This window comes from Streptococcus pasteurianus (assembly GCF_004843545.1).
Lineage (GTDB): Bacteria > Bacillota > Bacilli > Lactobacillales > Streptococcaceae > Streptococcus > Streptococcus pasteurianus.
The window spans coordinates 718,224-734,842 of record NZ_CP039457.1; the positions used below are offsets into that span (position 1 = coordinate 718,224).

Below are 16,619 nucleotides of genomic sequence, written 5' to 3' on the forward strand. Positions count from 1 at the left end.
GAGGAAAAGATATGTCAGAAATAGAAGTTGAGAAAGTGACATTGGATAAATTAAGTATCTTTCAAGAACTTAATATTCAGACTTTTCGCGAAACTTTTGCTTTTGATAATACCGAAGAAGAACTTCAACAGTTTTTCGATGATAGTTACACTTTAGAACAACTCGAAAAAGGGGTAGCTGACCTAGAATCTGATGTTCATTTTGTCTTAGTTGATGGGCGTTACACAGACTGAACATGACCTAGAAAATGCCTTTGAAATTCAACGCATTTACATTCTTAACGAGTGTCAAAGATTAGGCTTAAGTAAGAAATTATTTGGGCTAGCGCTTGATGTGGCAAAAGAAGGCAGCTTTGATTGGGCTTGGTTAGGTGTCTAGGAACATAATATTAAGGCACAAGGGTTCTATCGAAAATATGGTTTTGAAAAATTTTCAGAACACTCTTTTAAAGTTGGCGATAAAGTAGATACAGATTGGCTTTTGAGAAAAGCCCTGAAAGAATAACAGTAGAAAGGGATAAAGAAGCTTGCCTGTCAAACGTATTTTGACTGCGAAAAGCTTTTAACACATTATTATGTTAGTAAGTTATAAATGGTTAAAAGAGCTTGTTGATGTTGATGTAACAACATATGAGCTTTCTGAAAAAATGTCAACAACAGGGATTGAAGTCGAAGGTGTTTCAACACCGTCTGAAGGCTTGACAAAACTAGTTGTTGGTCACGTTGTATCTTGTGAAGATGTTCCAGAAACACATTTGCACCTTTGCCAAGTGGATACTGGTGATGAAGAGTTGCGTCAAATTGTCTGCGGTGCTCCAAATGTGACTGCTGGTATCAACGTTATCGTGGCTGTTCCAGGTGCACGTATTGCTGATAACTACAAAATCAAAAAAGGTAAAATCCGTGGCATGGAATCACTTGGGATGATTTGCTCACTCCAAGAACTTGGTTTGCCAGATTCTATCATTCCAAGAGAATTTTCAGACGGTATTCAAATTTTGCCAGAAGATGCTAAGCCAGGTGATAGCATTTTCCCATATCTTGATTTAGACGATGAAATTGTTGAATTGTCAATCACGCCAAATCGTGCGGATGCTCTTTCTATGCGTGGTGTTGCTCACGAAGTGGCTGCCATTTATGGTAAAGAAGTTCATTTCCCAGAAAAAGAACTTAAAGAAGTTTCTAAAGCAGCAAAAGATGTTATCAACGTTGCTATTGAATCTGATAAAGTCTTGACTTACAAAGCGCGCGTGGTTGAAAATGTGACTGTTAAACCAAGTCCACAATGGTTGCAAAACCTTTTGATGAACGCTGGTATCCGTCCAATCAATAACGTTGTTGATGTGACAAACTATGTCTTGTTGTACTTTGGTCAACCAATGCATGCCTTTGATTTGAACAAATTTGAAGATAACAAAATCGTTGCCCGCAATGCGCGTGCTGGTGAGAAATTGGTTACTCTTGACGGCGAAGAACGTGAATTGATTGCTGAAGACCTTGTTATCACAGTTGCTGATAAACCAGTTGCACTTGCAGGTGTTATGGGTGGTCAAGCTACTGAAATTGATGACAATTCTAAAAACGTTGTACTTGAAGCGGCAGTCTTTGACGGAACATCAATTCGTAAAACAAGCGGTCGTTTGAACCTTCGTTCTGAAAGTTCATCACGTTTTGAAAAAGGTATCAACTATGCAACTGTTGCTGAAGCTCTTGATTTTGCAGCTGCAATGCTTACAGAATTAGCTGACGGTGATGTTCTTGCTGGTAGTGTTGAAGCTGGTTCAGTTCCAACTGAAGCTGTTGAAGTATCAACAACACTTGATTATGTTAACGTTCGTTTGGGAACAGAATTGACTTACGCTGACATTGAAGATGTCTTTGCCAAACTTGGCTTTGGTTTGTCAGGAAAAGCAGATGAATTTACAGTTTCTGTGCCACGTCGTCGTTGGGATATTGCTATCCAAGCTGATTTGGTTGAAGAAATCGCACGTATTTATGGTTATGATAACCTCCCAACTACACTTCCAGAAGCTGCAGGTACAGCAGGTGAATTGACAGCAACACAAAAATTACGTCGTAAAATGCGTTCAATCGCTGAGGGTGCTGGTTTGACTGAAATCGTCTCATACGCTTTGACAACACCTGAAAAAGCAACTGAATTTACATTGCAACCAAGCAACTTGACAGAATTGATGTGGCCAATGTCGGTAGAACGCTCAGTTCTTCGCCAAAATGTTATTTCTGGTATGCTTGATACTGTGGCTTACAACGTTGCTCGTAAAAATAGCAACGTGGCAATCTACGAAATCGGTAAAGTTTTTGAACAAAAAGGTAATCCAAAAGAAGAATTGCCAAACGAAGTCAACACATTTGCCTTTGCGATTTCTGGATTGGTTGCTGAAAAAGATTTCCAAACAAAAGCAACGCCAGTTGATTTCTTCTATGCGAAAGGTATCGTTGAAGCTATCTTTGCCAAACTTGATTTGACAGTTGATTATGTAGCTGAAAAAGGTCTTGCTAGCATGCACCCAGGTCGTACAGCAAGTATTTACTTGGACGGTCAATTAGTTGGTTTTGTTGGACAAGTTCACCCACAAACTGCTAAAAACTACAACGTTCCAGAAACTTACGTGGCTGAATTGAATTTGGATATCATTGAAGCAGCGTTTCACGCTGACAAAGCGTTTGTTGAAATCACTAAATTCCCTGCTGTTTCTCGTGACATTGCTTTGCTATTACCGGCAGCAACAACTCATAAAGAAATCCTAGCAGCGATTGAATCAGCTAAAGTGAAACGTTTGACTGACATCAAACTCTTTGATGTTTATGCTGGAGCAAATATCGCTGAAGGCATGAAATCAATGGCTTACAGCCTCACATTCCAAAATCCAAATGACAACTTAACTGACGAAGAAGTTGCTAAATACATGGATAAAATCACTAAATTCCTTGTTGACCAACTCGGCGCAGAAGTTCGTTAATTTCCAAACTCATTGTGCTATTTTGGGTAATATAGATGATTCCCACCATTACGAAAGTAGTGGTGGGATTTTTGATGATTGTTGAGAGCTTATAAACACTTTGAAATCTGGTATAATAGGAGTAACGATTTGCTTAATGAAGGTATGTTATGAAATTACTATACACAGATATTCAGTATGATATGACTGAAATTTTAGTTGGAGAGGCAGTAGCTCAGGCAGAAGCTGGTAAGCGTGTTTTTTACATTGCTCCCAACTCTTTATCTTTTGAAAAAGAAAGAGCAGTTTTGGAGTTGTTACGAGACGAAGCTTCTTTTGCGATTACGGTAACACGTTTTGCTCAAATGGCTCGTTATTTTGTGTTAAATGAAGCGCAGGTCAAGGAAAGCATTGATGACAATGGCTTGGCTATGATTTTTTACCGTGCTTTGTCACATTTTTCAGATACAGATTTGAAAGTTTTTGGGCGTTTGAAGCAGGATACGAATTTTATCAAGCAGTTGGTTGATTTATACAAAGAATTAAAAACGGCTAACATGACTGTGCTTAATTTGGCAGAATTGCATTCAGCGGAGAAGCAGGAAGATTTGGTGAAAATCTTTTTAGCGGTTAATGATATTTTGCTTGCCAATCAGTATGATAATCAGAGCAAGATTGCTTATTTTGCAAAGCAGGTTGAGGCAGGACATTTGGATGCTACGCTTGAAAATGTGAGCCTTGTCATTGACGGTTTTACACGCTTTTCAGCAGAAGAAGAGTATCTAGTAAGCTTGCTTGAAGAAAAATGTGCGCAAGTGATTATCGGAACTTACAGTAGTCAAAAGGCGTATAGAGCGGCATTTTCGACGGGAAATATTTACCAAGCGAGTTTAGATTTCTTGCGTGGTTTAGCGGCTAAATTCCATGCGCAACCGCAGTATGTTGAAAGTTCTCAGAAATCTCACGAGGCTTTTTCAAAATTATCAAAATTATTTGAAGCAAAGCACGACTTTACGAGTTCAGATGTGACGCTGACGGCTGATGATAAAAAACATTACGCTATTTGGGATGTCATTAATCAGAAAGAAGAGGTCGAGCATGTGGCAAAAGCTATTCGTCATAAGCTTTATCAAGGGTATCGTTACAAGGATATTTTAGTGCTCTTAGGTGATGTGGACAGCTATCGTTTGCAAATTGGCAAGATTTTTGACAAATATGACATTCCTTATTATTTCGGAAAAGCGGAGTCAATGAGTGACCACCCTTTGGTGCATTTTATTGATTCGTTGGAGCGTGTGAAGCGTTATCGTTTTCGTACCGAAGATGTTGTTAATCTGTTAAAAACAGGGCTTTATGGAAATTTCAAGCAAGAAGATTTAGACCTTTTTGAGCAATATTTGATTTATGCTGATATTAAGGGACAAAGCAAATTTGCCAAGGAATTCACGATTGTTTATAAAGGAAAAAAACATTTAGCCTTTGTTAATCGCATGCGCGAGCAAATCATGACGCCTTTACTTGCTTTATTTAAGGCGCAAAAGCAACGTGGCTCTAGTTTGCTTGAGAAATTAATGACATTTTTACACGCCATTCATTTGCCTGATAATCTAGAAGGCATGGTAGCGACTTTTTCAGAAAATGAACAAGAAAAGCATGAGCAAGTTTGGCGGACATTTACAGGTATTTTAACGCAATTTCAAACGATTTTTGGGCAAGAAAAGTTATCGCTGGATGACTGTTTGTCCTTGATTCGCAGCGGAATGTTAGCTGCGCAGTACCGTGTAGTGCCTGCAACGGTTGATGTTGTTTCGGTCAAATCTTATGATTTGGTGGAACCGCACACCAATAAATTTGTCTTTGCTTTGGGCATGACGCAGGCACATTTTCCAAAAATTGCGCAAAATAGTAGTCTGATTTCAGATGAAGAACGTGCCCAAATCAACGAATCAACTGATGATAATCAACGTTTTGATATTGTTAGTCGCGAAAATATCAAGAAAAATCATTTTGCTGCCCTATCGTTATTTAACTCGGCGACAGAAGAATTGGTGCTTAGTCTGCCACAAATTGCCAACGAAGCCGAAGATACGGAATCTTCTTACTTAACCGAATTAGCTAGCTTTGGTGTGCCAGTTCTTGCTAAAGGTCGTAATCGTTTGTCAACGGATGCCGAGGACATTGGTAATTATAAGGCCTTATTGTCTCGTGTGATTGAAGTCAATCGTTTGGCGATTGAAGAAGAGCGTGAACTTAGCAAGGAAGAGCAAACTTTCTGGTCAGTTGCTGTTCGTTATCTTCGAAAAAAATTGGCAGCAGAAGGCATTGAATTGCCGCTGATTAAGGATAATATGCAAACTAAGACGGTCTCTGCCGACGTGATTGAGGCACGTTTTCCAAGTGATGAGCCGATTTTGTTATCATCATCTGCAGTCACTACCTTCTACAATAATCAGTATAAATATTTCTTGCAATATGTTCTTGGCTTGCAAGAGGTTGAGACGATTCACCCAGATGCCAGAAATCATGGTACCTACCTGCATCGTGTTTTTGAATTGGTCATGAAAGATGATTCAAACCATTCTTTTGATAGCAAACTTGATAAAGCTATTCAAACAACGAATTTGGAAGACGATTTCAAATTTGTTTACGAAGAAGATGAAGAAAGTCGTTATTCTTTGACTGTCTTGGAAGATATTGCTAGAAGTACAGCAACGATTTTACGTGATGATGCTCAGATTCAAGTTGAAAGTGAAGAAGAAACGTTTGAATTAATGATTGCAAATAGTGTTCGTATCAGAGGAATTATTGACCGTGTTGACCGCTTATCAGACGGCAGTCTTGGCATTGTGGATTACAAATCAAGTCGCAATACTTTTGATATTCAGAAATTCTACAATGGTTTAAGTCCGCAATTGGTGACTTATGTGCAAGCTTTGCGTGATAAAAAAGGCTTGAGCGAGTCAGAGCATATTTTTGGTGCTATGTATTTGCATATGCAAGAGCCAAAAGTTGATTTGTCATCGGTGGCTACAACAGAGAAAATTTTAGAAAATTTGGCTAAAGAGTTGACTTATCGTGGTCTATTCTTGGAAGATGAAAAAGCGTATTTAGCCAATGGTCGCTATCATCTGAATGATTCGCTTTACAGTCAAGAAGAACTTGAGATTTTGCTAGCTTATAATCAAAACTTATATCTGAAAGCAGCAGAGCAGATTAAGAAAGGGCATTTCTTGATTAATCCTTATAGTGAGGACGGTAAGTCAGTTCAAGGAGACCAATTGAAGGCAATCACACGATTTGAGGCTGACCGCCATATGCCTTATGCTCGCAAATGGTATAAATTACCAAGAAAAGATAGACGTCAAGGCTTTTTGAGCCTAATGCAAGAAGAGGAGGAAACAGATGATCTTTAAACCATTTCTAACGTCAGAAGACATTTCTTCTCTACAAATCCAAGAAGCACAGTCATCCAAAAAACAAAAACGCACGCCAGAACAAATCGAAGCTATTTATAGTTATGGCAATAATATTTTGGTGTCTGCATCGGCTGGTTCTGGGAAAACCTTTGTCATGGTTGAACGCATTATTGATAAAATTTTGCGTGGTGTGACGATTGACCAGCTATTCATTTCAACCTTCACGGTCAAGGCTGCTGGGGAATTAAAAGAGCGTATTGAGAAGAAAATTAGCCAAGCTCTGCAAGAAACGACTGACAATGATTTGAAAAATTATCTCAATGAGCAGTTGCTGGGCTTACAGACAGCTGATATTGGAACCATGGATGCTTTTACGCAGAAATTGGTCAATCAATACGGCTACACGCTGGGAATTTCACCAACTTTCCGTATTATGACGGATAAGAGTGAGCAAGATATTTTGAAAAATGAAGTCTTTTTTGACCTTTTTTCTGATTACATGACAGGAAATAATGCTGAGCTTTTTCGTCAATTAGTGCGGAATTTTTCTGGTAATCGTAAGGATAGCACCGCTTTTAGAGGCATTGTTTATAAAATTTATGATTTTAGTCAAGCAACCGATAATCCACAGAAGTGGTTGGCAGAAGTATTTTTAAAAGGTGCTAAAACTTATACCGATTTTTCAGCAATTCCTGACCAAGAAGTCACGGATTTTCTGACTTGCTTGCATGATACGGCTGACCAGTTGCAAGATGTGACTGATTTAGAAGACTACAAGCAAAAAACAGCCAAAGGAACACCCACAGCCAATTATAAAAAGCATTTGAATATCATTGAGCATTTGCGTGAATGGGCACAGCATTTTGAAACTCTTTATGGTCGTGACGGACTTGGACGGTTGGCGACAGATGTGGCGAAATTGCTTCCAGCTGGTCCTGCTGTGACAGTTGCAGGAACGAAATATCCCGTCTTTAAAACCTTACAGGGGCGTTTGACTGGTTTGAAACATTTGGAAACCATTTTTAAATACCAGCCAGAAAGCCTTCCGTTGCTAGAGCTATTGCAGGCATTTATGCAAGATTTTTCAGAGCAATATTTACAAGCGAAAATCCAAGAAAATGCTTTTGAATTTTCGGATATTGCCCATTTTGCCATTCAGATTTTGGAAGAAAACGCTGATATTCGTGAACTTTATCAGAATAAGTATCACGAAGTCATGGTCGATGAGTACCAAGATAATAACCACACGCAAGAACGCATGTTGGAGTTGTTGTCGAATGGTCATAATCGATTTATGGTGGGGGATATCAAGCAATCCATTTACCGCTTCCGTCAAGCCGACCCACAGATTTTTAACCAAAAATTTAAAGATTTTCAAGAACATCCTGACCATGGGAAATTAATTTTGTTAAAAGAGAATTTCCGTAGTCAGTCAGAAGTTTTAGATGCGACAAACAGTATTTTTACGCATTTAATGGACGAGGCTGTTGGTGAGATTTTGTACGATGACACACATCAATTGGTCGCTGGAAGCCCTGCTCAAAAGGAAAGTCACCCAGAAAATAAAACGCAAGTGCTTATCTACGACATTGATAACAATAGTGACTTGCCAAGTGATGCCGAAGAAGGACAAATCAACCCTAACGAAGTCAAGTTAGTGGCTAAAGAAATCATTCGTTTGCACAATGAGGAACACGTTGCTTTCGAGGATATTACCTTGTTGGTCTCATCACGCACGCGTAACGACGGTATTTTACAAACCTTTGAACACTATGGTATTCCTTTGGTGACTGACGGTGGTGAGCAAAATTACCTTAAATCAGTCGAAGTCATGGTTATGCTTGACACGCTTCGCGCCCTTGATAATCCGCTCAATGACTATGCCTTAGTGGCACTCATGCGTTCACCGATGTTTTCATTCAATGAAGATGAGCTGGCACGCCTTGCGCTACAAACAACAGAAGATGACCATAGAGCTAATTTGTATCAAAAATTGGAGCATGCTTTAGCTGGCAAAGGAAGTCATAATGAATTGATGACAATCACTTTACATGATAAATTGGCTGATTTTATGGCTTGTTTTGTTGCTTGGCGTGAATTTGCCAAATGGCATGCGCTTTATGACTTGATTTGGAAAATTTACAACGACAGATTTTACTATGATTACGTGGGCAATTTACCACGTGCTGAGCAACGTCAAGCGAATTTATATGCTTTAGCTCTTCGTGCCAATAATTTTGAACGAACTGGTTTTAAAGGACTCTCACGATTTATTTGCATGATTGATAAGGTGTTAGAAAGTGAGAATGACCTTGCGGACGTTGAGGTGGCTCTGCCTAAAAATGCGGTGAACTTGATGACTATTCATAAAAGTAAAGGTCTCGAGTTCAAGTATGTTTTCATTTTGAATATTGACAAGAAATTTAGTATTCAGGATTTGATGTCACCCTTGATTTTATCACGTCAAAATGGTGCAGGTATCAAGTATCTAGCTGATATGAAAGAAGAGTTGGAAACGGATGTTTTCCCAACAGTCAAGGTTAGCATGGATACCTTGCCTTACCAGCTCAATAAGCGTGAATTGCGCTTAGCTACGCTTTCAGAACAAATGCGATTGTTTTACGTTGCCATGACCCGCGCAGAAAAGAAATTGTATTTGGTCGGAAAAGCAAGCTCCGAAAAGTTAGTGGATAAATATAGCGGTAAATCAGAAAACGATCATTTGCCAGTGGCAGAACGTGAGAATTTCATGACCTTTCAAGATTGGGTGTTAGCCATTTATGAGGCTTATAGCAAGGAGAACTTGCCTTTTGCCGTTGATTTTGTCACGGAGGAAGATTTGACAGATGATAAGATTGGTAAAATTGAAGTCACTTCTGTGATAACGCCAGATGATTTGACAGATAACCGCCAGTCTGAAAATATCACGGAAGCCTTGGATAGATTGGAAGCTGTCGAAAAGTTAAATGCGAAGTACCACGCAGCCATCAATTTGCCAAGTTTGAGAACGCCAAGTCAGGTTAAAAAACTCTATGAGCCAGTCATGGATACTGACGGTGTTGACGTGATGACAAAAGCCTATCAAGCACAACCAACATTTGAATTGCCAGATTTTTCGAAGAAAGCCAAAATTGAAGCGACAGCCATTGGTTCGGCAATGCATGAACTCATGCAACGTATTCCTCTATCAAAACAGGTGACGATAGCCGATATTACCGCGGCGTTAGCCCAAGTTTCGGCAGAAGATGAGGTGAAAGCACGTATTCGTTTGGAAAATGTCCTAGCCTTTTTTGAAAATTCAGAGCTCGGTCAGTTGATTCAGCAACATACGGACAAGATTTATCGTGAAGCACCTTTTGCCATGTTAAAAGAGGACCCTGACAGTAAGGAAAAATTCGTTGTCCGTGGGATTGTCGATGGTTACCTTGTCTTAGATGACCGCATCGTACTCTTTGATTACAAGACTGATAAATACAAAAATAGCGAGGAAATCAAGGAACGCTATCAAGGACAAATGGCTTTATATGCAGAAGCTCTCAGCAAGTCTTATGATAGAAAAAACGTTGATAAATATCTCGTCTTGCTTGGTGGCGAACAGCTAGAAGTTGTGAAATTATAAAAACATTAAAAATGACCGTTTAGCTTAAGCTGACGGTCTTTTTGAGTAATAGGTTACCTATATGAAGTGTAGAATAGCATTATTTAGTCAGTTTCTATTTGCAGGATACTTACTGTAGTGACTTTGCTAGCTCTCGATAGCGTTTAGGACTGACTTTTTTCTTTTCTTTGAACTTTCTAATAAAATAACTAAGATTTTGAAAACCTACCGCAGGAGCAATCTGTGTGATAGGTAACTCGGTATTTGATAATAGATTAGCAGCTTTTTCAATACGGTAATCATTTATAAAGGCTATTGGAGTTTTTCCTGTTTTTTTATGAAAAAAACTACAGAAGTAATTAGGACTCATGTACATTTTTGCAGATAAATCTTTTAAAGAAATAGGAGTCATATAATTTTTTTGGATGTAATCGACTGTTTTTTTTAAAAGTTTTGTAGAAGTAGTGTCCTTATTTGTACTCATGTTTTTGTAAAAAACACTTTCTTTTAATAACAATCCTATTACCTGCATGAGATTTATCTTTATTTCAAAGAAATGCAGTTCTGATAATTCATGGTAAAGGCTAATAATCTTTTTAAAATGTTGTAAGATTTTCTGATGTAAATCGCCTGAAACTTGGTAGATCGTAGGAAATAATAGTTGTGAACCTGTTATTGGTTCTAAGAAATGATGTTGGCAGACGTCATAATATGCAAAATTAAGTAGCTGGGGAGAAAAAACAATAGCATGGTGAAGAGTATTGCCTTTGGATGAACTGATTTCGTGCAATTCTCCAGAGTTAATAAAACAAAATTCCCCAGCAGAAATTTGCAGTTGCTGACCACTAACGATGATATTGAGTAATCCCTCTTCGACATAAATCCACTCCATTTCATCATGCCAATGTTGGCTAACAAAATAAAAACCATTTTTATCGGCATGTGAATATACCTGAAGGGGATAAAAAGATGTACCATGGGATTTGTTTTCTAGATAAGTATGTTCCATAATTTCTCCTAAATCTTAATATTGTGTTATTAAATGAGAATTTTTTGCAAGCGAATACATTTTAGAAATATTATACTTTAAATAGAAGCTAAAAGCAAGGAGGGGAGAAAAATAACGATTAAAAAATGGTGGATGAATAGTGTTGTGTATCAAATTTATCCCAAAAGCTTTAAAGATAGCAATGGTGATGGAATTGGTGATATCAAAGGAATACAGGAAAAACTACCTTATTTAGAAAAGCTTGGAATAGACGTTCTATGGATAAGTCCGATGTATCCATCTCCAGGTGTGGATAATGGGTATGATGTTTCTGACTACTATGGTATTGATCCTATGTATGGAACGATGGAAGATATGAAAAATTTAATTAGAGAATGTGAAAATCATAATATTAAAATTATTATAGATTTAGTTGTCAATCATACTTCCGATGAACATGAGTGGTTTATAGAAGCTAAAACTTCAAAAAATAGCACATACAGAGATTATTATATATGGAGAAAGGGAGTAGGAAATCAGCCACCAAATGATTTAGAATCTAATTTTGGAGGCAGTGCTTGGGAGTATTCAGAAGAGACAGAAGAATACTATCTTCACTTTTACAGCAAAAAGCAACCTGATTTGAATTGGGAAAACCCAAATATGCGAAATGAAATATGGAAGATGATGAACTTCTGGATTGATTTAGGTATTGGTGGCTTTCGAATGGATGTCATTGATTTGATTGGGAAACAACCTGATCAAAAAATAAAAGAGAATGGACCTAAACTACATGATTACCTACAAGAAATGAACGCAAAAACATTTGGGAACTCTGATTTATTGACCGTAGGGGAATGTTGGGGGGCAACCCCTGAGATAGCTACATTGTATTCAGCTCCTGAACGCAAGGAGTTAAGTATGATTTTTCAATTTGAACAGATAAATCTTGATAAAATAGCTGGAAAACAAAGATGGGATTTAAAACCACTATATCTTCCTGATTTAAAACGAGTATTTTCAAAATGGCAAACTGAAATGGAAGGAAAAGGATGGAATAGTTTATTTTGGAGTAATCATGACTTACCTAGGATTGTTTCAAGATGGGGAAATGCAGGAAAGTATCGCATAGAGTCAGCTAAAATGCTTGCAACTCTTCTACACGGAATGAAGGGAACACCTTATATTTTTCAAGGTGAAGAGCTGGGAATGACAAATGCTGATTTTAATAGTATAGCTGATTTTAAAGACATTGAGAGTCGTCATATGGCAAAATTACGTTTAGAAAAAGGAGAACCAAAAGAAATAGTGCTTGCTGCACTTAAAAAGAAAGCGAGAGATAATGCTAGGACTCCTATGCAATGGGATGACAGCTATGCCGCTGGTTTTACCAGCGGGACGCCTTGGTTACCTGTAAATAAAAATTACATAACAATTAACGCGAAACAGTCATTAGATGATAAACAATCAATCTTTTATTATTATCAGAGTCTTATTAAACTCCGAAAAACAGAAGAAACCCTAGTGCATGGAATCTATGAGTTGCTATTACCAAATGATGAAAACATCTATGCTTATACAAGAAGTTTAGGTACAGAAAAGTTATTAATTATTTGTAATTTTTATGAGACTGAACAATCTTTTTCATATAACGCTTCTGCTGAGATTATCTTATCAAATTATAACAAAAATGGAATTATAAACCTAAAGCAGCTTGTGTTAGCACCATACGAATCGTTTATTTTAAGATTACCTAATAATTAGTTGAAAAGTGATTTTAGCGATATCTTGACTAATTTACAAGAAAAATACCATTTTGAAAGGAGACATTCTATATAAAAAGTCAAGAGAAAATTCTAAACAATAAAAAACACCCTCACTGCGATAAACTTGAATGCAAGTTACTCAATCGTCTGGAGAATGCACTTGTTATTTTACTATTTTTCGTCTAAAAGCTCAATTTTAGACACGCAAAAAATCTTGCCCTTGAGCAAGTTTTAAAAAGTATTTGTGGCTTCTGTATTTTTATCTTAGTTTAGCTTCGTCAAAGGTTTGATTGGTTTTGAGCAGATGGTAAATAATACGAGTCAATTTTTTGGCGACATGTGTTACGGCTACGTTGTAGTGCTTTCCTTGACTGATTTTTAGTCTTAAATAGGCTTTAAAATGCGGAGAATAAATCGAGATGAGCTTAGCAGCTTGTATTAGGGCATACCTCAGATAAGAAGAACCTCGTTTAACCATGTGACCTGCATTATCCATCTGTCCTGATTGGTAAATGGCAGGGTCTAACCCTGCGAAGGCTTGGAGCTGATTTGGATTTTTGAAGTTATGAATAGTCTTAATTTCAGCTAGAATAATAGCACCAAGACGACTTCCAATTCCTGTAATAGATGTGATAGGAGAGTTCAAGTTATTCATCAGGAGATTAATTTCCTCTTGAGTTTGATTAATCTGTTTATCATAGTGTTTGATACTTTCAATTAATTGCACTAATTCCAAGGATAAGGCAGGTGAAGCATTACCAATCGTCTGTTTGGCTGTTTCTTGTATCTGATGCGCTTTATCAGCGGTTAGCCGTTTGATTTTAAGTAACGATGAGAATATAGCACGAGCTATCTTTTGGGCAGAAGGGTACTTAGTCAATAACTCATAGACAAAATGACCATGAAGATTACTAACAACTCTATGGAGTTCAGGGAAGATAATGTCAAGCAATCTGATATATAAGTTCTTGCATCTAGACCGTGACTGGATTAAGCGATTTTGATAACGTGTCAGCTCTTTTAACTCGTCCATTACTTTATCTACTTTATCTGTTTGATAGTATTCAGGAGTGACATCAGACCGTAGCTTACGAGCAATTAAAAGAGCGTCCTTACTGTCTGTTTTCGTTTTTCGTAGAGATTGAGAGTTGGCAAATTGTTTGATAATAAAAGGGTTGTAAGCAAACACGTTGTAACCTAATTCTCTTAAAAAAGCGACAATATTGTAGTTATAGTGTCCTGTACTTTCAAGTGCTATTTGGACATCTTGCGTTATAGAAGATAATTGCTCAAGTTTTAATCTAAGGTCTTTAAAACCTTGATACGAATTGGTGAATCTGAAGTTAGTGATTACTATTTCTCCAGTTTCATCAATACAAGCTAAATCATGTTTGTTTTTGGCGATGTCAATACCAACATAGAGCATAAGTTTCTGATTCCTTTCAAAGTAATTAGCGACTGTTGTTCGTTCCACGCACTCTTTGCCTTGTATTCTTACACGAGATAAAACGTCCAAGCGTTATCATTCTCATTACCAATGAAACAAAGAGCTGTGGTTAGAGTCTCCTTTAAATCGTCTAAGCGATTGAATGATGTTACTAATCCACAGCGCTGAACTAAGTATAAAACAAATCTAAAAAATAATTAAAGAAAGGGTTTATACTAGCGGGAGCTACCCGCTAATATAAATATAAGAATGTATGAAAATTGAGTATAGAGACGATGATGCTACATTTATTCTAGAAAATGACAGCATAAGTTATGTGATTCAGATTGTTAAAGATCGTTATGTAAAGCACTGCTATTTTGGAAAGAAAATTAGAGATTTTAAAGGTAGTTGCAAAAATTGGATGTATGATAGAGGTTTCTGTTCAAATCCAGATGAAAATGATAGAACTTTCTCTCTAGATACAATGTTACGAGAATTTCCTGATATCAACCAAGGAGATTACAGACATTCAGCTTATCAAATTGAATCAGAAGATGGAGATTCTGTTACAAGATTCTATTATAAAAGTTATAACATCTATAAAGGCAAAAAAGCTATCGCTGGACTTCCATCAGTTTATGTTGAATCGGAAGATGAAGCCATGACTTTAGAACTGACCTTATTTGACACTGTTCGATTATTAGAAATAAATCTGTTTTATACAATTTATAGAGATTACTCAGTCATTACAAGAAGTTCAGAATTAGTCAATAAAAGCGATGAGAGTATCAAATTAAAACGTTTAATGAGTTTTAATTTAGATATGCAGGACAATCGCTGGGATGTGATGACATTAAGTGGATCACATACAAATGAAAAAAATATTTATCGCCGAAAACTAGGTTCAGATACCTTATTAGTAGAGAGCAGTAGGGGGACAAGTAGTCCACAATCCACACCGTTTATCGCACTAGTTCGGCCAGAAACAACGGAAAAATCTGGAGAAGTTATTGCCTCTAATTTAATATATAGTGGAAATTTCGCTGGCTTTGTTCAAAAATCACAATATGGAACTGTCAGAGTGCAGATGGGAATTAACCCAGAAACATTTTGTTGGCATTTGAATCCTTCGAAAACTTTTGCTAGTCCTGAATCAGTATTAGTTTATTCGGAAAATGGTCTACAAGGGATGTCTCAAACTTTTCATAGTTTCTATAGAAAAAGATTGTGTCGTGGAGAGTATAGAGATTTGGCACGTCCCGTCTTATTAAACACGTGGGAAGCGATGTATTTTGAAGTATCAGAAGAAAAGTTTTTGAACTTAGCTAAAGAAGCTTCTGAATTAGGCGTTGAGACAATTGTGTTAGATGATGGTTGGTTTAAGGGGCGACTGGATGACACAAGTTCTTTAGGGGATTGGGTTATGGATGTGAAAAAGTTTCCTAAGGGATTGAAATACTTGTCTGAACAGGTAGAACATTTTGGGTTAAAATTAGGTATTTGGTTAGAACCTGAGATGATTTCTAAGAAGAGTGATTTATATCAACAACATCCTGATTGGGTGATTCGAAGCAATCGTTATGAGCCAATAGTGAGCAGAGCTCAATATGTTTTGGATTTGACCAACCCAGATGTCTGTTCTTACTTAATTGAAGCAATTAGTTTGGTATTGACAGAAGGAAATATTGCTTATGTGAAATGGGATATGAATAGACATCTTACAGATTTGTATTCTACATTTTTATCAGCTGAACAGCAAGGAGAATTATCACATCGCTATGTGCTAGGGTTATATTCTATATTAGAAACATTGAATCAAAGATTTCCTCATATTCTTTTTGAGAACTGTTCTAGTGGGGGTGGAAGATATGATGCAGGTATGCTTTATTATATGCCACAAACATGGGCTAGTGATAACACAGATGCCATTAGTAGGTTAAAGATACAACAGGGGACTAGTTTGATATTTCCAGCTATCACAATGGGAAGCCATGTATCAGGTGTTCCGAACCATCAAGTTGGTAGGGTAACACCGTTGAAAACTCGTTTCCATGTTGCTATGAGTGGAAACTTGGGATATGAGTTAGATATTACGAAGTTGTCAGATATTGAAAAAAATGAAATTGCAGAGCAGATAATATTTTATAAATCCATAAGAGATGTAGTGCAATTTGGTCATTATTATCGATTATCCGATTTTACAAAACAAAATCAAGGAGGATGGCAATTTGTTTCTGAAGATGGTAAAGATGTTTTAGTGACTTATGTGCAGATATTATCTCAACCGGCATATGAAATTCCTATTTTATATCTCAATGGTTTAGATCCAAAAGCTAATTATAGAGAAAAAGGTAGTGGGGAAATTTATGGTGGAGATGAATTAATGTATTCAGGGCTTACTATCCCAAGAACAAAAGAAGATTTTCATAGCACATTATATCAATTTGAAAAAATTTAAAAATG

General features: G+C 37.1%; 7 protein-coding genes and 1 pseudogene. 6 read left to right on the forward strand and 2 right to left on the reverse strand.

Translation table 11 applies throughout. From position 1 onward, the window contains the following. Positions 1-11: 11 nt before the first annotated feature. The 4 genes and pseudogenes from E8M05_RS03920 (at position 12) to addA (ending at position 9,994) form a co-directional block, all read left to right on the forward strand. Positions 12-504 (forward strand): annotated as a pseudogene (locus E8M05_RS03920) (GNAT family N-acetyltransferase). A gap of 70 nt (positions 505-574) precedes the next feature. Next, positions 575-2,980 (forward strand): phenylalanine--tRNA ligase subunit beta, encoded by a 2,406-nt coding sequence (pheT, locus tag E8M05_RS03925; RefSeq protein WP_003064115.1) that lies wholly within the window; start codon positions 575-577, stop codon positions 2,978-2,980. Positions 2,981-3,129: 149 nt separating this feature from the next. Next, positions 3,130-6,372 carry an ATP-dependent nuclease subunit B gene (rexB, locus tag E8M05_RS03930; RefSeq protein ID WP_003064118.1) on the forward strand — a complete coding sequence of 1,081 codons (3,243 nt, stop codon included), beginning with the start codon at positions 3,130-3,132 and terminating at the stop codon, positions 6,370-6,372. Then, on the forward strand, positions 6,362-9,994 hold the full coding sequence (gene addA, locus E8M05_RS03935) for a helicase-exonuclease AddAB subunit AddA (RefSeq protein ID WP_003064121.1): 3,633 nt from the start codon (positions 6,362-6,364) through the stop codon (positions 9,992-9,994). The genes rexB and addA overlap by 11 nt, the downstream gene beginning before the upstream one ends. A 109-nt stretch (positions 9,995-10,103) precedes the next feature. Here addA and E8M05_RS03940 read toward each other — a convergent pair whose 3' ends face one another. Continuing rightward, the gene (locus tag E8M05_RS03940; RefSeq protein WP_003064124.1) at positions 10,104-10,982 is read right to left on the reverse strand and encodes a helix-turn-helix transcriptional regulator; all 879 of its coding nucleotides are present in this window, start codon (positions 10,980-10,982) and stop codon (positions 10,104-10,106) included. A gap of 117 nt (positions 10,983-11,099) precedes the next feature. Between E8M05_RS03940 and E8M05_RS03945 the strand changes: the two genes are divergently transcribed. Further along, positions 11,100-12,725 carry a glycoside hydrolase family 13 protein gene (locus E8M05_RS03945; RefSeq protein ID WP_197059696.1) on the forward strand — a complete coding sequence of 542 codons (1,626 nt, stop codon included), beginning with the start codon at positions 11,100-11,102 and terminating at the stop codon, positions 12,723-12,725. 261 nt (positions 12,726-12,986) lie between these two features. On the opposite strand, the gene E8M05_RS03950 is transcribed toward E8M05_RS03945, so the two are convergent. Next, positions 12,987-14,153 (reverse strand): IS110 family RNA-guided transposase, encoded by a 1,167-nt coding sequence (locus E8M05_RS03950; protein ID WP_041973190.1) that lies wholly within the window; start codon positions 14,151-14,153, stop codon positions 12,987-12,989. 274 nt (positions 14,154-14,427) lie between these two features. Between E8M05_RS03950 and E8M05_RS03955 the strand changes: the two genes are divergently transcribed. Beyond that, a complete protein-coding gene (locus E8M05_RS03955; protein WP_003064133.1) occupies positions 14,428-16,614 on the forward strand; it encodes an alpha-galactosidase in 2,187 nt (728 codons plus the stop codon). The last annotated feature ends 5 nt before the right edge of the window (positions 16,615-16,619 follow it).

Excerpts from the sequence above, each read along its gene's own strand:
- E8M05_RS03955 (WP_003064133.1), top strand. The coding sequence starts at position 14,428 with ATGAAAATTGAGTATAGAGACGATGATGCTACATTTATTCTAGAAAAT.
- E8M05_RS03940 (WP_003064124.1), bottom strand. The coding sequence starts at position 10,982 with ATGGAACATACTTATCTAGAAAACAAATCCCATGGTACATCTTTTTAT.
- addA (WP_003064121.1), top strand. The coding sequence starts at position 6,362 with ATGATCTTTAAACCATTTCTAACGTCAGAAGACATTTCTTCTCTACAA.
- rexB (WP_003064118.1), top strand. The coding sequence starts at position 3,130 with ATGAAATTACTATACACAGATATTCAGTATGATATGACTGAAATTTTA.
- E8M05_RS03950 (WP_041973190.1), bottom strand. The coding sequence starts at position 14,153 with ATGCTCTATGTTGGTATTGACATCGCCAAAAACAAACATGATTTAGCT.
- pheT (WP_003064115.1), top strand. The coding sequence starts at position 575 with ATGTTAGTAAGTTATAAATGGTTAAAAGAGCTTGTTGATGTTGATGTA.